The following is an 18556-nucleotide window of genomic DNA, read 5'->3' as shown; positions in this document are numbered from 1 at the left end:
CTGGCCCACGGCGACGCCCGCGGGAAGCGGGCAGGCTCCGGCGCAGTCCGCTCCGGCACCCGCCGCCACCCCCGCACCCCCTGCCGCTCACGGAGCACCCCAGGCTCCCGCTCCGGCGGCGCCACCGGCCGCGGGCGGTCTCGACCCCCGCATGCTGTGGCCGAACATCCTCGAGGCGGTGAAGAACCGCCGCCGGTTCACCTGGATCCTGCTCAGCCAGAACGCGCAGGTCACGGCTTTCGACGGTACGACCCTGCAGATCGGCTTCGTCAACGCCGGGGCGCGGGACAACTTCGCGAGCAGCGGCAGCGAGGACGTGCTGCGGCAGGCGCTCGCCGAGCAGTTCAACGTGCAGTGGAAGATCGAGGCGATCGTGGACGCCTCGGGCGGCTCGGCACCGCCTACCGCTCCGGCGGGCGGCGGGTTCGGCGGCGGAGGCGGTTACGGCGGCGGAAGCGGCGGTTACGGCGGTGGCGGCGGAGGCGCCGGTGGTGGTTACGGCGGAGCTCCGGCCGGCCAGCGCCCCGCACCCCAGCAGTCGTCCGCTCCGGCCTCCGGGCCCTCGGCCCCGCAGTCCGGCCCGTCCGCCGGCCGCGGTCAGGGCCAGGGCATGTCCGCGCCCGCGTCGGCCCCGGCATACGATCCGCCGCCGGTCGCCCCCGAGGACGACACCCCGGAGGACGACGACCCCGACCTGGACGAGTCCGCGCTCTCGGGTCACGACCTGATCGTCCGCGAGCTCGGGGCAACGGTGATCGAGGAGATCTCGAACGAGTGAGAGGCCCGGCCTCGGGCGTCGCCTCCCGCGTTCTGCGGAGTCTCGGACGCGGCCTCTCGGTTCATCGGAGTCTCGGGCGTCGCCTCCCGGCTCATCGGAGCCTCGGGTGGCGCCTTCGTTTGTCTGAGCCTGGGACAGCGCCTTCGGCAGACGGGTTCTCGTTGCTTCCCGTGCCGCTCGGACACTCGGACCGCTGCTCGCGCGGGTTTCGGGAGGGCTGTCCGGTGTCGGCATCAGCCGTTCCAGGAGCCGCCCTCGGGGCACGGCCCCTCGCGTCCAAGAGCATCCCGGGCCGGGGCTCTCGGCCTCCAGGAGCGACGTGCCCGTAGTGACCGGGCTGCCTCGGAAGCGACTCAGAGGCACCTCTCGGTGACGCCCCCGACGCACCTGGGACGCCGTTTCTTGGAGGATCGCACCAGCGTCGTACCCCCTCCGCTTCGGAAGCCCCCACAAGGGCACCCTCGTGCGGCGGTTAGGCTGACCCCGTGAAGGTCCTTGTCATCGGTGGTGGCGCCCGCGAACACGCCCTGTGCCGCTCCCTGTCCCTCGACCCCGACGTCACCGCCCTGCACTGCGCTCCCGGGAACGCCGGGATCGCGGAGGTGGCGGAACTGCACGCGGTCGACGCCCTCGACGGCGCCGCCGTGGCCGCGCTGGCCACGGAGCTCGGCGCCGAGCTGGTGATCGTGGGCCCGGAGGCCCCGCTGGTCGCCGGCGTCGCCGACGCCGTGCGCGCGGCGGGCATCCCCTGCTTCGGCCCCTCCGGGGAGGCCGCGCAGCTGGAGGGCTCCAAGGCGTTCGCGAAAGACGTGATGGCGGGTGCCGGCGTCCCCACGGCGCGCTCGTACGTCTGTGCGACGCCTGAGGAGGTCGAGGAGGCGCTCGACGCGTTCGGAGCGCCGTACGTCGTGAAGGACGACGGACTGGCGGCCGGCAAGGGCGTCGTCGTGACCGACGACCTCGAGGCAGCGCGTGCGCACGCGAACGCCTGCGACCGCGTGGTCATCGAGGAGTTCCTCGACGGTCCCGAGGTCTCCCTCTTCGCGATCACCGACGGCACGACCGTCGTCCCGCTCCAGCCCGCCCAGGACTTCAAGCGCGCGCTGGACGGCGACGAGGGCCCGAACACCGGCGGCATGGGCGCGTACTCGCCGCTGCCCTGGGCGGACCCGAAGCTCGTCGAGGAGGTCATGGAGACCGTCCTCCAGCCGACCGTCGACGAACTGCGCCGCCGCGGCACGCCGTTCTCCGGACTTCTGTACGCCGGTCTGGCGATCACCAGCCGTGGCGTGCGGGTCATCGAGTTCAACGCCCGCTTCGGCGACCCCGAGACCCAGGTGGTCCTCGCCCGGCTGAAGACCCCTCTCGCCGGTGTCCTGCTGGCGTCCGCGAACGGCACCCTCGCCGATCTGGAGCCGCTGCGCTGGAGCGAGAACGCGGCGGTCACCGTGGTCGTGGCCTCGTACAACTACCCGGACACCCCGCGCACCGGCGACCCGATCACCGGGCTCGACGCGGTGGCCGCCGAGGACGCCCCGCACGCGTACGTCCTGCACGCCGGCACCCGGAACGAGGGCGGAGCGGTGGTGAGCGCGGGCGGCCGTGTGCTGTCCGTCACAGCGATCGGATCAGGTCTCATCGAGGCCCGCGAGCGTGCCTACGCGGCGGTCGCCCGCATCGGTCTGGAGGGTTCGCAGCACCGCACGGACATCGCGGCGAAGGCGGCGGCCGAGGCGTAGCCGCAGACCCCCATAGCATCACCGGGCCCCGGATTCCGTACGGAATCCGGGGCTTTGTCGTGTTGCGCCCGGCCCCTCCACCTGCGGTTTTCTGTACGGAACCGGGGGTCGGCCCGGGGCCCACCGTCATCCAGCTTTCCCCAGAGCCATTCCATCGAGTGACCGATGGCCTATCCGGCTGACGACGGCCGGGGCCCCAACTATGGTGCGGCGAAAGCATTCCGGCACTTGGCCCACCGGCATTGCGATGTCGGCGGCGGGTGCCACAGTGGGGGAGTGACCAACACCAGGGCATCCGTCGGCACCGGCAGTGACAAGGCCGGTGCCCGGCGGACAATAGGGGGTGACGTCCGGTCGTGACCGGTATGGGTGTGGAGGTGGGCGCGCAGACCGCGCGCTCCCGGGCTCTCGCTGTGCTGCGCATCCGCAGCAGGGCGCTGGCCGTCGCCCTGCTGCCTGCGGCCGTGGCCGTCGTGCTGCTCGTCGGTGGCTCCACCGGCCGTATGACCGGCGAGCCCTGGGGGATCGCGCGGTGGATCGTGACGGTCCTCGCCGTTGTCGTCCTTCTCGCGGCGGCGGGCATCGCGCTCGTCGTGGCCCGAGCCCGGCCCGCGATGAGCCCCACGGTCCCGATCTCCGAGGAGTCGGCCCCCGATCTCTATCGGATGGTCCGTGACCTGGCCGACCGTCTCGACGTTCCGGCCCCCTCGGCGATAGCGCTCACGCCCGACTGCGACAGCTGGCTGGAGGACCGCACCCACCGGGCGCACGGCCGGTTCTCGTCGGGCGGCACGGACGAACCGGCCGGCGCGGACGGCCGGCGCGGAAGTCTGGTCGGAGGCCGCCCGGTCCCCGCGCTGGCGAACCGCGCCCGCCGGGTTCTTGCCGCTCCCGTCCTCGTCATCGGTTCCCCCTTCCTGTGGTGGATGCGGGTCGGCGAGCTGCGGGCGGTCCTCGCCCCGGTCGTCGCCGGTACGGGCCCGTCGGCACACCCGGACATAGCCGCGGCCCGCCGTTTCGTCCGGGGTCTGGACGCGGCCGTGGCCGTGGCCTCGGCCCCCGGCCGTGGCCCGCTGTCCCGTACGGTCCTGGCCGGTGTGGGCTCGGTGACCCGTCTCCTGCTGCGCAGCTGCCGGGTCCACGCGGCCGAGATGGAGCGGGGAGTGGCGTCCGCGGCGGCCGAGCGCGCACAGGCTGTGGACTACGGCGTGCGGATCGTCGCCCAGGAGCAGGTGGGTCTGGCGTACGCGGGCTGGGACCGCCTGCTGACCCGCGTCGCGCTGCCCGCCTGGCGGATGGGCCGCTGGCCCTCCCGGCTGGACGTCGGTGTCGTCGCCGCGCTGACCGAACTGTCCCGCCGCGACCGGCTTGCCGAGGGCTTCACCTCCCGTCTCGGTGAACGCCCGGCCTGCGACCTGCTCGAAGAGCCCGGCACCGTGGACGAGGCGGCCTCGCTGCTCGCCGCCCGGCTCTTCCACGGCGGTCCCGCCGAGGCCGGCCCCGACTGGGCACCGGTCGACTGGCAGGATTATCCGGACGAGGTCGTCGACCGTAAGTGGCGCATCGACGCGGCCCGCCTCCACCGTGTCCTGGACGCGCTCGGCGTCCGGCACCCCGCCGACCCCGCGCTGCCCGAGGCGGACGGACCGACCCTGGCACGCGTGCTGGATCACCTGTCCGCACCGCCGGGAGCCACTCCTGCCCCGGACCCGGACCCGGGGGCCGCCCTCGCGGTCCACCGCACGGACGCGTACGGGGAGATGGGGATCGCAGAGAGCGACGATCCGGACCTCGCCGTGGGGAACGAACGGTCGGCAGCCCTCGCGGCCGGGCTCACCGCGGAAGTGGCCCGCGAGGAGGCGTCCGCCCCGGCGGCGCCCCAGCCCGCCGGGGGTGCCGAGCAGCAGGGCCCCGACCACGCCCTCTGGGACGACCGGATGCTTCCGCTGTTCCCCCTCCAGCCACCCAGGACCGGTCGTGAGCTGCTGGCCGACCATGTCACCGCCATGGTCTGCTGCGCCGCGATGGACACCGCGGGGGCGGCCCCCGGACTCGACTGGCTGGACGGCCCGTCCCTCCTCGTCGCCGGTGAACGGGCCGCCGACCTCGGCCCCCGGGTCCTCACCCTGATAGAGACCGGGGACCCCACTCCCCTGCGGGACTGGCTCCGCCATCTCGGCGTCCGCCCGGAGAAACCGGTCCGCCTGGTCTGACGACCGTCCGACGGCCGGCCCCACCCGGCCCCACCCACGCATGGTCGGCTCAGCCCAGGCGGAGCCACCCGTTCCACTCCCGTCAATTCGCGACGAACGGTGACGGACTGCGTGCGTTATGTGATGTGCTGGGACCGATCGCGCACAGCGCAAGGGCTTACCAGTACGACGGGGGCACGAGGGAGGGGAGCAGGCATGGCATCGGAGCAGATCCGCCGCTGGGAGTCGGGAGCACTCGCGCACGCCGTCACGGATCCCTTCGGCCAGGGCCCCGTTCCCTGGCTCCGCGGCAGTGAGACCTATTTCGACGACACCGGCCATGTCGTCCCCTGGTACTTGGACACCGACGTGCCCCAGGTGCCCCACCCGGCGACCGGCGCCTCCCGGATCCCGGCTCCGCGATCCACCTCCGGCACCCGCGCGCGCACCGGCCCCGGAGGTCCCCGCTCCGCGGACGACGTCCACCGCCAGATCAAGGGCTTCACCACCACGGGTGCCGCCGCTCCCGGTGAGTCCATCGACTTCCATGTCACGGTGGACCCGCCGCAGGAGTTCAGCGTCGACATCTACCGCATCGGCCACTACGGCGGCGACGGCGCCAGCAAGATCACCACGAGCCCCCGGCTCTCCGGCATCGTCCAGCCGCCGCCGCTCACCGCCGACCGCACGGTCTCCTGCCATCACTGGTGGCTGTCCTGGCGTCTGCAGATTCCGTCCTACTGGAGCGTCGGCGCCTATGTCGCCGTCCTCACCACCGTCGACGGCTACCGCTCCCACGTTCCCTTCACCGTCCGCAACCGCCAGACGGCCGACCTGCTCCTGCTGCTCCCGGACATCACCTGGCAGGCGTACAACCTGTACCCGGAGGACGGCCACACCGGCGCCAGCCTCTATCACGCGTGGGACGAGAACGGCCGGCTGCTCGGCGAGGCCGACGCCGCGACGACCGTCTCGTTCGACCGCCCGTACGCGGGCGCCGGCCTTCCCCTCCATGTGGGCCATGCCTACGACTTCATCCGCTGGGCGGAGCGTTACGGCTACGACCTCGCCTACGCCGACGCCCGTGATCTGCACGCCGGCCGCGTCGACCCCACCCGCTACCGCGGCCTGGTCTTCCCGGGCCACGACGAGTACTGGTCGCCGCAGATGCGCCGGACCGCGGAACTCGCCCGCGAACACGGCACCTCGCTCGTCTTCCTCTCCGCCAACACCATGTACTGGCAGGTGGAGTTGGGGCCGTCCCCGTCGGGCGTCGCCGACCGGCTGCTGACCTGCCGAAAGCGCCGGGGTCCGGGCAAGCCCGCCCTGTGGCGTGAGATCGACCGCCCGGAGCAGCAGCTCATCGGCATCCAGTACGCGGGACGGGTCCCCGAGCCGCACCCCCTGATCGTGCGCAACGCCGACCACTGGCTGTGGGAGGCGACCGGCACGCACGACGGCGACGAGGTGGAGGGCATGGTCGCCGGTGAGGCGGACCGTTACTTCCCGCGCACGCCACTGCCGGAGCACCAGGCCCGGATCCTGCTCGCGCACTCCCCGTACCCGGACAGCGAGGGCATCCCCCGCCATCAGGAGACCTCGCTCTACCGGGCCCCGTCCGGCGCCCTGGTCTTCGCATCCGGAACGTTCGCGTGGTCCCCGGCCCTCGACCGCCCCGGCCACGTGGACCCCCGTATCCAGCGGGCGACCGCCAATCTCCTCGACCGCATCTGCAAACACGACTGAGGAAGCCCCGCCGGGAGCCTCGCGACACACCCGCACCACGGGCGCGGGCACCCGCTCATCAGCCCCCTGTCCAAACCCGCTCGCTCCATACGGGAGAATCGAGCCACTTGGACAGAACCACGGGGAGGAACCGTGTCCGGATTCGTTGAAAAGCCCGAGCCCCTCCAGGTGCCGGGTCTGGTACATCTGCACACCGGCAAGGTGCGCGACCTGTACCAGAACGAGGCGGGCGACCTCGTGATGGTCGCCAGCGACCGCATCTCCGCCTACGACTGGGTTCTCCCCACCGAGATCCCCGACAAGGGCCGCACACTCACCCAGCTCTCACTGTGGTGGTTCGACCAGCTCTCCGAACTGGCGCCCAACCATGTGCTGAGCACCGAACTCCCGCCGGGCGCCCCGGCCGACTGGGCCGGCCGCACCCTGATCTGCAAGTCCCTGCGGATGGCTCCCGTCGAGTGCGTCGCCCGCGGCTATCTGACCGGCTCGGGCCTCGTCGAGTACAACGAGTCCCGCACGGTCTGCGGCCTCGCGCTCCCCGAGGGTCTCGTCGACGGCTCGGAACTCCCCGCGCCGATCTTCACCCCGGCCACCAAGGCCGCGGTCGGAGAGCACGACGAGAACGTCTCGTACGAAGAAGTCGCCCGTCAGGTCGGCGCCGACACCGCCGCCGAGCTGCGCCAGGCGACCCTCGCCGTCTACGGCCGCGCCCGTGACATCGCCCGTGACCGGGGCATCATCCTCGCGGACACCAAGTTCGAGTTCGGCTACGAGGGCGACACGCTCGTTCTCGCCGACGAGGTGCTGACCCCGGACTCCTCGCGCTTCTGGCCCGCCGACGCGTGGGAGCCGGGCCACGCGCAGCCGTCCTTCGACAAGCAGTACGTCCGCGACTGGCTGACCTCCGCGGAGTCGGGCTGGGACCGCAAGAGCGAGCAGCCGCCGCCCGCCCTGCCCGAGCGGGTCGTGGATGCCACCCGCGCCAAGTACATCGAGGCGTACGAGCGTCTGACGGGCGTCAGCTGGACGTGACCCCGCCCCGGGCCCGGCCACCGGCCGGGCCCGGCAGCCACTCGAGCCGGACAGCCCGAAGGATGTCGCGCCCCGGCCGGAGCACACGAAGAAGCCCCCGACCTGAGGTCGGGGGCTTCTTTTTTGGAGCGGACGACCAGGTTCGAACTGGCGACCTCAACCTTGGCAAGGTTGCGCTCTACCAACTGAGCTACGTCCGCGTGCACCGTGGTGCGACAGCTACTATACCCAACCTCGCTCCCGCGCGAGACGCACCGCGGCGTGTCGGTTCTCCGCGCCCAGCTTGGACGCGGCCGACGACAGGTAGTTCCGTACGGTCCCCTGGGACAGCGCGGCCCGCTCCGCGATCTCCGCCACGGGTGCCCCGTCGGCGGCGAATTCGAGTACCTCGGCCTCGCGCGCGGTCAGCGGCGAGTCCCCGGCGGAGATCGCGTCGGCGGCCAACTCCGGGTCCACATAACGGTTTCCCGCGTGCACGGTACGGATGATCTCCGCAAGCCGGCGCGCACTCACGGTCTTCGGGACGAACCCGCGCACACCCGCAGCAAGTGCCCGCTTCAGATGCCCCGGCCGGCCGTGACTCGTCACGATCAGCACCTGGCAGCCCGGCAGTTCGTCCCGCAGGGATGTGGCCACGCTCACACCGTCCGCCCCCGGCATCTGAAGATCCAGGACGGCGACGTCGGGCGCATGCGCCACCGCCATCGCCAGCGCCTCCGGTCCGGTCGCCGCCTCGGCCACCACGACCAGGTCGTCCTCCAGCCCGAGCAGCGCCGCCAGTGCTCCCCGGATCAGATGCTCGTCGTCGGCGAGCAGCAGCCGTACGGGGGGCCCGGGCGTCGACGCGCCGGACGCTACGGACGTCATGGGGTGGCCTCTCTCGCCTGACGCGGAACGGAGGAGGGCGACGACGACTTCCGCCGCCTCTCACCGTTCCCCGAATCCGGGTCCCTGTCTCCGGGTCCGTTTCTGGGTCCGTCTCCCGGGCTGTCCCCGGGGGGATGTCCCGGGCCGTCTCCGGGGCCGGCCCTGTGTCTGTCCCTGTCTCTGGCCGGCGAGGCCGGCAGCGGCACCTCCGCCGCCAGCCGGAACACTCCGCCGCTCGCGCCGGCCCGCAGCACCCCGTCCACCTCCCCCAACCGCTCCCGCAGCCCCACGAGTCCGGTCCCTCTCCGCTGCCCGGAGTCACCGTCCGGTCCGGGGCCCGGTCCTGCCTCGTCCGGCACCCCGTCGTTCTCGACGGTGAGCGTCACCCGCTCCTCCGTCACCCGCAGGGACAGCGCGCACCTCCTGGCGTCCCCGTGCCGCAGCACATTCGTGGTCGCCTCCCGGACGACCCAGCCGAGTGCCGACTGCACCTGCGCGGGCAGCTCCGCGGCGGCGCCGGTGATGTCGCAGTCGATGCCGGCCGCGGTCAACACGCCCTGAGCGCCCACCAGTTCGTTGGCCAGGTCGGCATCGCGGTAGCCGCGTACGACCTCGCGCACCTCCCGCTGGGACTCCCGGGCGATCCGCTGCACCTCGGTCATCTGGTCCACGGCCTCGGCCCGTCCACGCCTGGCCAGCTGTACGGCGAGCTCGCTCTTGAGGGCGATCACCGCGAGGTTGCGGCCCATCACGTCGTGCAGATCGCGGCCGAAGCGCAGCCGCTCCTCGGCGACGGCGAGCCGGGCGCGGGTCTCGCGGGCCTCGTCGAGTTCGTAGACGGCGCCCAGCAGCCACACGGAGAAGGCCGCGGTGAACGTGAGGAATCCGGCGGTCAGCAGGACCAGGACGGCGGTGATCAGCGCGGCGGGGCCCGGGAAGCCGAGGGGCAGGGAGAGCGCCCCGGCACCCGCGGCCGCGCCGAGCACGGCGTACGTCATCCGCCGTGTGTCGCGTGTCCCGAGTGCGACCGTGCCCGTGCCGAACGCGGTGACACCGACGAGCACCGAGGAGGCGACCAGGTACTCGCCGTCGCTCGCCGGGTGCCAGGGGGTGCCCGAGACGAGCGCCCCCACGACGGCCACCGCGCAGGTGCTCACGGCCAGCGCGAGCAGTGTCCGTCTGGGCTGTTCCCGGGTGCCGCGCGTCCAGTCCAGCGCCTGCGAGGCGGTCACCGCGCAGAACACGGAGTGCCCGCACACCAGCAGGAACAGCGTCCAGGACCGTCCCGTCGACACGTTCCCGAAGACGGGCAGCCCGATCGAGAAGGCTTCGATCACGGCGAAGAAGTGAAACGACCACCGTGTGTACGTCTCGACCTTCGCCGGTGTGCTCTTGCCCCGCCACCAGCCGGACGGCCTGCTCATGCCCACCCCCGCCTCCGTGGTCACCGCCGCGGCTCCCAGCGGAACCACCGTCGTACAGCAAACACCGCGATCACGGTCCAGGCCACCGCCGTGAAGAGAGCGCCCGCGGTGTCGTGGGCCGAGAGGTGCCCGGTCCAGCCGCCGCGGATCAGGGTGATCACCGGGGTGAGGGGCAGCAGTTCGCAGAACGAGGCCATGCCGTCGGGCAGCGTCTCCAGGGGGATGAAGGTCCCGGAGCCGACCAGTGACACCAGCGTCAGGGGCGTGGCCGCGACCTGGGCGCCCTCGACGCTCTTGCTGAAGCTCGCGGTGACGGCCGCGAGCGCCGGCCAGGTGATGAGCGCCAGCAGCAGCCCCAGCACGACCAGTTGGGGCTCCTTGGGCGCCCCGATGCCGAGCGTCACTCGGTAGGCGACGGTCAGGACCAGGCACTGGGCGAGACCGATCGCCACCGAGGGCAGCGCGGCGCCCGCGAGGATCTCCACGTCCCGCAGCTCCCCGGTGCGCAGCCGTTTGAGGACGAGTTCTTCGCGGCGGGCCGCGTACACGCTCACCAGGGAGCTGTAGACGGCGAAGAGGAGCGAGAAGCCGATGGAGGAGGGGAGCAGGATCGAGCCGACGGTGAGCCCGGTGCCCTTCAGATTCATCTGGTCGACGGTCGAGCGGAGCATGAACGGCATGGCCAGCGGTACGAACACCGCTGCGGCGAGCGTCGCCTTGGTGCGGCCCAGCAGCGTCAGCTCGGCGCGTGCCAGTGCTCTCGTCCGGCCGGCGGCCGTTGTCCTTGCCGTGCCGGCGCCTGTGGTGACTGCCGTTCCGCTCATGCCGACCTCCCCCTCTTCCGCGCATCCGCGGCGGTGCTGTTCCGGTCGTTCCCGGTCGTCCTCATCCGGACATCCGCGGCCGACTTCTCCTGCGTAGCCGTAGCCGTAGCCGTAGCCGTAGCGGTGGCCCCCTCCGCCGTCCTCGGCCCGTTCACGCCGTTCGCCGCCGCCTCCCGTGCGATCCGCAGGAACGCCTCCTCCAGGGAGGCCGGGCGCACATCGAGCCCCCGTAGCTCGACCCGCGCCCGCTCGGCCCACACCAGCAGGGCGGTGGCCGTCCGCTGCAGCTCGTCGGTGCGCAGCCTGATCATCCGGCCCGCGGTCTCGTGGCTGCGCACGCCGAGTTCCGGCAGTGGCGGCAGGTCGCCGGGGAAGTAGCCGTCCGGCAGCTCGAAGGAGACGTGCGACGGCTGGGAGGCGGTCACCTCGGCCGGAGTGCCGATGGCCGCGATGCGTCCTTCGTGGAGGATCGCCAGCCGGTTGGCGAGCACCTCCGCCTCTTCCAGATAGTGGGTGGTCAGCAGGACCGTGGTCCCGGCGTCGCGCAGTTCGCGTACCAACTCCCACGTGCTTCGGCGGCCTTCCACGTCGAGTCCGGTCGTGGGCTCGTCGAGGAAGAGGACCTCGGGGCCGCCGAGGATCGCCAGCGCCAGGTCGAGGCGCCGCTTCTCACCGCCGGACAACTGCTTCACACGGACGTCGGAGCGGTGCGCGAGACCGACCCTGTCCAGCGCCTGTTCCGGGGGCCGGGCCCCGCTGGTGCAGGCCGCCCACATCCGGGTGGTCTCCGCGACCGTCAGCTCGGAAGGGAAGCCGCCTTCCTGGAGCATCACGCCGATACGGGGCCGCACGGCGGCCCGGTCCATGTACGGATCGTGCCCGAGGACCCGCACGCGCCCGCCGGCCGGGGGAGCGAGCCCCTCGATCAGCTCGACGGTGGATGTCTTGCCGGCGCCGTTGGTGCCGAGAAGGGCGAAGAGCTCACCGCGGCCAACGGAGAAGGTGACTCCGCGCACGGCCTCGAAATCTCTTCCGTCGCCCCCGTACACACGCCGCAGATCAGTGACCTCAATCACGTCATCGTGCTGGTTCGTGTTCATGGAATCAGCGTCGCGGCGGACGGGTCCCGGCAGCAGTGCGCGTTGTCATCACTCCACATGACAAATGTCAGAGGGCACCCGGACATGAACGGCCGGCGCACACGAAGAAGCCCCCGACCTGAGGTCAGGGGCTTCTTTTCTGGAGCGGACGACCAGGTTCGAACTGGCGACCTCAACCTTGGCAAGGTTGCGCTCTACCAACTGAGCTACGTCCGCATTGCCTCCGACCGGCTTCCACCGATCGGTGCGAGCACCACCTTACCTGATCCTCCCCCAAGCTCTCGACAAGCTCGAGCAGGGGGGAACCCCAACTGTGGTTGGTAAGCGATGCAGAGCGGGTGACAGGAATTGCACACTGCGCCTTCCCCCTGGAAGGGGGATGTTCTGCTACTGAACTACACCCGCACGATCCTCGGGTTCCGGCTTTTTCGGCCTGGCCCCTCGGCGTGTTCCAGACTCTAGCTGATCGGACGGGGGTCAGCGCAAGTCGGTTCTTCCAGGTCCGGTGGAGGGGTCTCGCGGGCACCCCACCCGGGCCGGGGGGCCTGGGTGGGGTGCCTCGTCGCGTGCCCCGCCCGGGGCCGCCGGCTCAGTGCGCCTCGGCGAACGCCTCGTAGATCTTCTTGGGGATCCGGCCGCGCGGCGGCACGTCCATCTTGCTGGAGCGGGCCCAGGCGCGGACCGCCGCCGGGTCGGGCGTCAGCGCGGTGTGCGTGTACGCCTTCCCGGACTTCGACTGCTTGCGGCCCGCCTCGACGTACGGCTCGAGCGCCTTACGCAGTTCCTCGGCATTGGCTGGATTGAGGTCGATCTCGTACGACTTGCCGTCGAGTCCGAAGGCGATCGTTTCCGCCGCTTCCGAGCCGTCGATGTCGTCAAAGAGAGTGACCACGACACGCTGCGCCACGAATATCGGTCCCTTCGTGCGGCACCTCTGCGATCAACGGTCATGACGTGCGTGGACGCCACGGAGTTGTCGGAGAGATGTCGACTGTCCGGCTGTTATTGAGCAAAGTATCGGCTATTGCCAATTCCTTTGTACAGTGCCCGGCATTGCATTGTGAAGCCCGACTAAATCCCCTCGCGTGTCCGAAGGCAATGAGGCCCTGCCGCTCTTCTGCGGTTTTTCCCAGGATTTTCCGTCGATGCCCCCGCACCGATGCGGGATCGTGATCGGGGTCACGTAGGATTCTACGAATCTACGCGAGTAGAAATTTCGTACGGGTAGTCTGAAGGGACCTGCTCAGCACCACACACCGGGAGTGCCAGTGGCACGCGTCGTAGTCGACGTCATGCTCAAGCCGGAGATCCTCGACCCCCAGGGCCAGGCGGTGCAGCGTGCACTGCCGCGCCTCGGTTTCGAAGGTGTCTCCGACGTCCGTCAGGGAAAGCGATTCGAACTGGAAGTGGACGGACCGGTGGACGACGCCGCGCTCGCCCGCATCCATGAACTGGCGGAATCCTTCCTCGCCAACACCGTGATCGAGGACTTCACCGTCAAGGTCGAGGAAGTCGCGGAGGTCGGAAAGTGACCGCTCGTATTGGAGTCGTCACCTTTCCCGGCAGCCTCGACGACCGCGACACCCAGCGCGCGATCAGGCTGGCGGGCGCCGAACCCGTAGCTCTCTGGCACAAGGACAAGGACCTCAAGCAGGTCGACGCCGTGGTGCTGCCCGGCGGTTTCTCGTACGGCGACTATCTGCGGGCGGGTGCCATCTCGCGCTTCTCGCCGGTGATGGAGACCGTCATCGAGCAGGCGAAGTCCGGAATGCCGGTTCTCGGCATCTGCAACGGCTTCCAGGTCCTCACCGAGGCGCACCTTCTCCCCGGCGCGATGCTCGGCAACAATCACCTCCACTTCATCTGCCGTGACCAGAAGCTGCGGGTGGAGAACGCGGGGACCGCCTGGACCGCCGACTACGCGGCCGGCCAGGAGATCCACATCCCGCTGAAGAACATGGACGGGCGGTACGTCGCCGACGAGCACACGCTCGACATGCTGGAGGCCGAAGGCCGGGTCGCGTTCCGTTACGTGGTCCGTGGCGAAGCCGCTGATGGATGCGGTAACCCGAACGGTTCGCTGCGCGACATCGCCGGCATCACGAACGAGGCGGGCAACGTCGTCGGTCTGATGCCGCATCCGGAGCACGCCGTCGAGCCCCTCGTCGGCTCCGGCCGCACCGACGGCCTCCCCTTCTTCACCTCGATCCTCAAGAAGCTGGTCAACGCATGAGCCGCACGCCTCTGGACACGGTCGAGAACGCGGCCGCGACCCCCGACGTCGAGCTGCCCTGGGCCGAACTGGGCCTGAAGAAGGACGAGTACGAGCGCGTCGTCGAGATCCTCGGCCGCCGCCCGACCGGCGCCGAGCTCGCCATGTACTCCGTCATGTGGTCCGAGCACTGCTCCTACAAGTCCTCGAAGGTCCACCTCCGCCAGTTCGGCGAGAAGGCCCCGCAGTCCGACGCCCTGCTCGTCGGCATCGGCGAGAACGCCGGTGTCGTCGACGTCGGCCAGGGCTACGCGGTCACCTTCAAGGTCGAGTCGCACAACCACCCGTCGTACGTCGAGCCCTACCAGGGCGCGGCCACCGGCGTCGGCGGCATCGTGCGCGACATCATCGCCATGGGCGCGCGCCCGGTCGCGGTCGTCGACCCGCTGCGCTTCGGCGCGGCCGACCACCCCGACACCAAGCGCGTCCTGCCGGGCGTCGTCGCGGGCATCGGCGGCTACGGCAACTGCCTGGGCCTGCCCAACATCGGCGGCGAGGTCGTCTTCGACGCCTGCTACCAGGGCAACCCGCTCGTCAACGCCGGCGCCATCGGCGTCATGCGGCACGAGGACATCCACCTCGCGAAGGCGTCCGGCACCGGCAACAAGGTCATCCTGTACGGGGCCCGCACGGGCGGCGACGGCATCGGCGGCGCGTCGATCCTCGCCTCGGAGACCTTCGACGACGCCAAGCCGTCGAAGCGTCCCGCCGTCCAGGTCGGTGACCCCTTCCAGGAGAAGCTCCTCATCGAGTGCACCCTGGAGGCCTTCGCCGAGAAGCTGGTCGTCGGTATCCAGGACCTCGGCGCGGCCGGACTGTCCTGCGCCACCAGCGAGCTGGCGTCCAACGGCTCCGGCGGTATGCGTGTGACGCTGGACGACGTACCCCTGCGGGACTCGACTCTCTCTCCCGAGGAAATCCTCATGAGCGAGTCGCAGGAACGCATGTGCGCGGTCGTCGAGCCGGAGAAGGTCGACCGGTTCCTGGAGATCTGCGACAAGTGGGACGTCATCGCCACCGTCATCGGTGAGGTCACCGACGGCGACCGCCTGGAGATCTTCTGGCACGGCGGCAAGATCGTCGACGTCGACCCGCGCACGGTCGCGCACGACGGCCCGGTCTACGAGCGTCCCTACGCCCGCCCGTCCTGGCAGGACGCGCTCCAGGCCGACGACGCGAACAAGCTGCCCCGACCGGCGACGGGCGAGGAGCTGAAGGACCAGGTCCTCAGGCTCGTCTCCTCCCCGAACCAGGCCTCCAAGTCCTGGATCACCTCCCAGTACGACCACTTCGTGCAGGGCAACACGGTGCTGGCCCAGCCCGAGGACTCGGGCATGATCCGCATCGACGAGGAGACCGGGCTAGGCGTCGCCATCGCGACCGACGGCAACGGCCGCTACGCCAAGCTGGACCCGTACGCCGGCGCGCAGCTGGCCCTCTCCGAGGCCTACCGCAACGTCGCGACGACCGGTGCCAAGCCGCTCGCCGTCTCCGACTGCCTGAACTTCGGCTCGCCCGAGGACCCGGCCGTCATGTGGCAGTTCGCCGAGGCGATCCGTGGACTTGCCGACGCCTGCCAGCAGCTGGGCACCCCGGTGACCGGCGGCAATGTCTCGCTGTACAACCAGACCGGTGACGTCGCCATCCACCCGACTCCGGTCGTGGCGGTGCTGGGCGTCATCGACGACGTCGCCCGCCGCACCCCGGTCGCCTTCCAGGAAGAGGGCCAGCTCCTCTACCTGCTCGGCGACACGCACGAGGAGTTCGGCGGCTCGGCCTGGTCGCAGGTCGTCCACGACCACCTCGGTGGTCTGCCGCCGAAGGTCGACCTGGAGCGCGAGCGGCTGCTCGCCGAGATCCTCATCTCGGCCTCCCGCGACGGCATGATCGACTCCGCGCACGACCTGTCCGACGGCGGTCTGATCCAGGCCGTGGTCGAGTCGGCACTGCAGGGCGGCAAGGGCGCGCGCCTGATCGTCCCCGACGGTCTCGACGCGTTCACCTTCCTCTTCTCGGAGTCGGCGGGCCGCGCGGTCGTCGCCGTCCCGCGCTCGGAGGAGCTCCGCTTCAACGACATGTGCGGTGCCCGGGGTCTGCCCGTCACCCGCATCGGTGTCGTCGACGGCACGGAGTCCGAGGCCGCCGTGGTCGAGGTCCAGGGCGAGTTCGCGCTCTCCCTGACCGAGCTGCGCACGGCTCACGAGGCGACGATCCCGGCGCTGCTGGCGTAGTCGGTTCAGCCCCTATGGGCTTGTACGGCTCTACGGCTTGTACGGCGAAGCCCCCGCCCGGATGCAGATCCGGGCGGGGGCTCCTCGGTTCATCGGACGTAGTTCTTGAGGATCTCCGTGTCGAGTTCGATGCCGATCGGGTCGGGGACGGACACCTTCTCGCCGAACTTCGCCGTGTGAAGGGTGCGGTAGCCCCCGACCTTGCGGTCCGGGGCGCTGTGCACGGTGATGGTGCAGGAGTCCCGGTCGATCAGGAGGTACACCGGGATTCCGGCCTGGCCGTAGGCGGCCGGCTTCTCGTGCCGGTCCCGTCGGTCGGTGTCGGAATCGTATGAGGTGACCTCGACGACCATGAGCGTTCCGTCCGGGTCGGCCCATTCGCCCGCACCCGCGAAGTGGGCTTCGGGAGTGAGTACCGCGTCCGGTTTCGCCCGGCCCTCTCGATACGCCTCCACTCTTAGCCCTCGGCCCTGATACAGGTCCAGGTCGGGCCTGGTCCGCAAGCCAGAGGGCAACAGTCGCCAACCCCTCCAGGCGCAGGCCAGGTGCGCGCGGGCGTTGACGCTTCAGCGCGGAGCGTCGCCCTTCCGTGTCCGGCCACTGCCTGGCGGCCTGAACGGCTGTGCCGTCAAGCCGTAGGCTCCAAGCCATGCCTCCGGTCAAGAAGCGCGCACGGACGTACAACCCCGCCAGGATCCGCGCCGCCGTGCGGGCGCAGTTCGGGAACGTACGGGAGGGTGTCAGTACCCTCACCCCGGAGCACCTCGCGCTGCCCACGCGGCTTGGTGAGTGGTCGGTGCGGGAGCTGGTCGCGCACATCGGGACGGCCCTCGACGTGGTCGGCCGGAACCTCGACCGGCCCGCTCCCGCGAAGGCGGAGGTCACCGTGCTCGACTGGCCGTTCGGGACGTCCGCGAACTCCGGGGACATCGCCGACACGGCCCGGCAACTCGCCGAGCGCAATCCGGATCCCGTCGCCCACCTCGCCGGCGTCGGGGAGCGTTTCGCCGAGCGGCTCGCCCTGCACCCCGCCGGCACCCGGCTGCTCGCCACCGGTACCGGCGCCATGTCCCTCGATGACTACCTCGTCACCCGCACCGTAGAACTCGTCGTCCACACCGACGACTTGAACACGGCCGTCCCCGGGCTCGACATCCCCTTCGACCGCCAGGCCCTCGCCGCCTGCACCCGGCTGCTCGCCGACGCGCTCGCCGTGAAGGCTCCCGGTGCGTCCACGGAGGTGCGGATCCCGCCGTACGCCGTCGTGCAGTGCGTGGAAGGACCCCGGCACACCCGCGGCACTCCGCCGAACGTCGTCGAGACCGACCCGCTGACCTGGATCCGGCTCGCGACGGGACGTACGGAGTGGAAGACGGCGCTGGACGAGGCGAAGGTCAGCGCGAGCGGCGAGCGCGCCGACCTCGCGAAACTGCTGCCCCTGATGGGCTGAGCCCACCCTCACCAGCTCCGAGGGGAACCGGTCCCCCACCCTCTCCCGTCCCATCCGCATGGACAAGCAGCGAACGACCCTCGGTGTCCTTACCCTGCTTCCCCTCGCCGCCGCGTGCGGTACCCAGACGGCGGGGAGCGGTTCCGCCCGGCCGGAGACGGCGCACGTGAGCGGCGTCCACTGGACGGTCGACAGCCTCACCGTGGGCGGGAGGACCGCGCGGGCACCCTCCGGCACATATCTGAAGATCGCGGACGACGGCCGCGTCAGCGGCAACCTCGGCTGCAACGGGTTCGGCTCGAAGGCCACCTTCACGGGCGACCGCGTCGAGTTCGGCGGAATGTGGACGACGGACATGGCCTGCGAGAAGGGCCCGATGGGCTTCGAGCGGAACCTGGGCCGCGCCTTCGCGGACAAGGGCCCGTTCACGGCGAACACCAACGGCGACCGGCTGACGCTCACCGCGGACGGCGGCGACCGGATCAGCCTCACCAAGGAGAAGGACGCGCCCCTTCGAGGGACCAAGTGGAAGGTCACGGCACTGGGTGACAAGAACGTCTCCCAGCCGCTCCCGAAAGGGGCGAACGCGTACTTCGTCCTCCGCGCGGACGGCACCTTCGACGGCCGGCTCGGCTGCAACCACGCGTCTGCCCAGGCCACCGTCGGCGACGGACATATCGCCCTCGGTCCGGCCAGAACCACCCGCATGATGTGCCAAGACTCACTCATGAGGACCGAGAAGACACTGCTGGGGCTCTTCGACGGCAAGGTCACCTACGTGTTGGATCATCGCGGCATCGCGCTGACCAGCGCGAACGGCACTGTCGTCAGTGCGGTGGCCGACGAATGATCCGTTGAGGGCCCGTATCCCCAATTCGGACCAGTGGTCGATCTCGCCTAC

General features: G+C 70.8%; 14 protein-coding genes, 3 tRNA genes and 2 pseudogenes. 10 read left to right on the top strand and 9 right to left on the bottom strand.

The annotated features are described in order from the left end of the window. The 5 genes and pseudogenes from N4G66_RS37320 to N4G66_RS37300 form a co-directional block, all read left to right on the top strand. Positions 1–778: pseudogene (locus N4G66_RS37320) on the top strand (DNA polymerase III subunit gamma and tau); the annotation flags it as partial. Positions 779–1263: 485 nt separating this feature from the next. Then, positions 1264–2517 (top strand): phosphoribosylamine--glycine ligase, encoded by a 1254-nt coding sequence (purD, locus tag N4G66_RS37315; RefSeq protein WP_261708741.1) that lies wholly within the window; start codon positions 1264–1266, stop codon positions 2515–2517. Between the two features lie 365 nt (positions 2518–2882). Then, a complete protein-coding gene (locus N4G66_RS37310; protein ID WP_261708744.1) occupies positions 2883–4730 on the top strand; it encodes a hypothetical protein in 1848 nt (615 codons plus the stop codon). A 195-nt stretch (positions 4731–4925) separates the two neighbouring features. Further along, on the top strand, positions 4926–6455 hold the full coding sequence (locus N4G66_RS37305) for a N,N-dimethylformamidase beta subunit family domain-containing protein (protein WP_261708740.1): 1530 nt from the start codon (positions 4926–4928) through the stop codon (positions 6453–6455). Positions 6456–6587: 132 nt separating this feature from the next. Then, positions 6588–7487, top strand: a complete 900-nt coding sequence (locus tag N4G66_RS37300; RefSeq protein ID WP_261708739.1) for a phosphoribosylaminoimidazolesuccinocarboxamide synthase — start codon at positions 6588–6590, stop codon at positions 7485–7487. Positions 7488–7611: 124 nt separating this feature from the next. On the opposite strand, the gene N4G66_RS37295 is transcribed toward N4G66_RS37300, so the two are convergent. From N4G66_RS37295 to N4G66_RS37260, 8 genes are all read right to left on the bottom strand, one after another. After that, positions 7612–7687: transfer RNA gene (locus tag N4G66_RS37295), tRNA-Gly, on the bottom strand. Between the two features lie 22 nt (positions 7688–7709). Continuing rightward, positions 7710–8354, bottom strand: a complete 645-nt coding sequence (locus tag N4G66_RS37290) for a response regulator transcription factor (RefSeq protein ID WP_261708738.1) — start codon at positions 8352–8354, stop codon at positions 7710–7712. Next, a complete protein-coding gene (locus tag N4G66_RS37285; RefSeq protein WP_261708737.1) occupies positions 8351–9778 on the bottom strand; it encodes a sensor histidine kinase in 1428 nt (475 codons plus the stop codon). The genes N4G66_RS37290 and N4G66_RS37285 overlap by 4 nt, the downstream gene beginning before the upstream one ends. Positions 9779–9798: 20 nt before the next feature. Further along, a complete protein-coding gene (locus N4G66_RS37280) occupies positions 9799–10602 on the bottom strand; it encodes an ABC transporter permease (protein WP_261708736.1) in 804 nt (267 codons plus the stop codon). Continuing rightward, a complete protein-coding gene (locus N4G66_RS37275; protein WP_261708735.1) occupies positions 10599–11702 on the bottom strand; it encodes an ABC transporter ATP-binding protein in 1104 nt (367 codons plus the stop codon). The genes N4G66_RS37280 and N4G66_RS37275 overlap by 4 nt, the downstream gene beginning before the upstream one ends. 140 nt (positions 11703–11842) lie before the next feature. Further along, positions 11843–11918, bottom strand: a tRNA-Gly gene (locus N4G66_RS37270). 117 nt (positions 11919–12035) lie between these two features. Then, positions 12036–12107, bottom strand: a tRNA-Gly gene (locus tag N4G66_RS37265). 184 nt (positions 12108–12291) lie between these two features. After that, on the bottom strand, positions 12292–12609 hold the full coding sequence (locus N4G66_RS37260; RefSeq protein ID WP_261708734.1) for a histone-like nucleoid-structuring protein Lsr2: 318 nt from the start codon (positions 12607–12609) through the stop codon (positions 12292–12294). Between the two features lie 361 nt (positions 12610–12970). Here N4G66_RS37260 and purS point away from each other — a divergent pair, with 361 nt between their 5' ends. Genes purS through purL form a run of 3 tightly spaced genes read left to right on the top strand, consistent with a single transcriptional unit; the run spans position 12971 to position 16205 of the window. After that, positions 12971–13234 (top strand): phosphoribosylformylglycinamidine synthase subunit PurS, encoded by a 264-nt coding sequence (gene purS, locus N4G66_RS37255; RefSeq protein ID WP_033526749.1) that lies wholly within the window; start codon positions 12971–12973, stop codon positions 13232–13234. Further along, on the top strand, positions 13231–13935 hold the full coding sequence (gene purQ, locus N4G66_RS37250) for a phosphoribosylformylglycinamidine synthase subunit PurQ (protein ID WP_261708733.1): 705 nt from the start codon (positions 13231–13233) through the stop codon (positions 13933–13935). Before purS ends, purQ begins: the two co-directional genes overlap by 4 nt. Continuing rightward, entirely contained in the window at positions 13932–16205 is a 2274-nt protein-coding gene (gene purL / locus N4G66_RS37245; RefSeq protein WP_261708732.1) for a phosphoribosylformylglycinamidine synthase subunit PurL, read from the top strand. Before purQ ends, purL begins: the two co-directional genes overlap by 4 nt. Positions 16206–16294: 89 nt before the next feature. Here the strand turns inward: purL and N4G66_RS37240 are convergent. Continuing rightward, positions 16295–16708 (bottom strand): annotated as a pseudogene (locus N4G66_RS37240) (Uma2 family endonuclease); the annotation flags it as partial. A gap of 146 nt (positions 16709–16854) precedes the next feature. Here N4G66_RS37240 and N4G66_RS37235 point away from each other — a divergent pair. Both N4G66_RS37235 and N4G66_RS37230 read left to right on the top strand, forming a co-directional pair. Beyond that, positions 16855–17655 carry a maleylpyruvate isomerase family mycothiol-dependent enzyme gene (locus N4G66_RS37235; protein WP_261708731.1) on the top strand — a complete coding sequence of 267 codons (801 nt, stop codon included), beginning with the start codon at positions 16855–16857 and terminating at the stop codon, positions 17653–17655. Positions 17656–17713: 58 nt separating this feature from the next. Next, positions 17714–18505 carry an META domain-containing protein gene (locus N4G66_RS37230; protein WP_261708730.1) on the top strand — a complete coding sequence of 264 codons (792 nt, stop codon included), beginning with the start codon at positions 17714–17716 and terminating at the stop codon, positions 18503–18505. Positions 18506–18556: the final 51 nt, after the last annotated feature.

Source organism: Streptomyces rhizosphaerihabitans, assembly GCF_025399795.1.
Taxonomy (GTDB): domain Bacteria; phylum Actinomycetota; class Actinomycetes; order Streptomycetales; family Streptomycetaceae; genus Streptomyces; species Streptomyces rhizosphaerihabitans.
This window is presented reverse-complemented; position numbering and strand designations above follow the sequence as displayed.

Excerpts from the sequence above, each read along its gene's own strand:
- N4G66_RS37310 (WP_261708744.1), top strand. The coding sequence starts at position 2,883 with ATGGGTGTGGAGGTGGGCGCGCAGACCGCGCGCTCCCGGGCTCTCGCT.
- N4G66_RS37305 (WP_261708740.1), top strand. The coding sequence starts at position 4,926 with ATGGCATCGGAGCAGATCCGCCGCTGGGAGTCGGGAGCACTCGCGCAC.
- N4G66_RS37290 (WP_261708738.1), bottom strand. The coding sequence starts at position 8,354 with ATGACGTCCGTAGCGTCCGGCGCGTCGACGCCCGGGCCCCCCGTACGG.
- N4G66_RS37285 (WP_261708737.1), bottom strand. The coding sequence starts at position 9,778 with ATGAGCAGGCCGTCCGGCTGGTGGCGGGGCAAGAGCACACCGGCGAAG.
- N4G66_RS37280 (WP_261708736.1), bottom strand. The coding sequence starts at position 10,602 with ATGAGCGGAACGGCAGTCACCACAGGCGCCGGCACGGCAAGGACAACG.
- N4G66_RS37275 (WP_261708735.1), bottom strand. The coding sequence starts at position 11,702 with ATGAACACGAACCAGCACGATGACGTGATTGAGGTCACTGATCTGCGG.
- purL (WP_261708732.1), top strand. The coding sequence starts at position 13,932 with ATGAGCCGCACGCCTCTGGACACGGTCGAGAACGCGGCCGCGACCCCC.
- N4G66_RS37235 (WP_261708731.1), top strand. The coding sequence starts at position 16,855 with ATGCCTCCGGTCAAGAAGCGCGCACGGACGTACAACCCCGCCAGGATC.
- N4G66_RS37230 (WP_261708730.1), top strand. The coding sequence starts at position 17,714 with ATGGACAAGCAGCGAACGACCCTCGGTGTCCTTACCCTGCTTCCCCTC.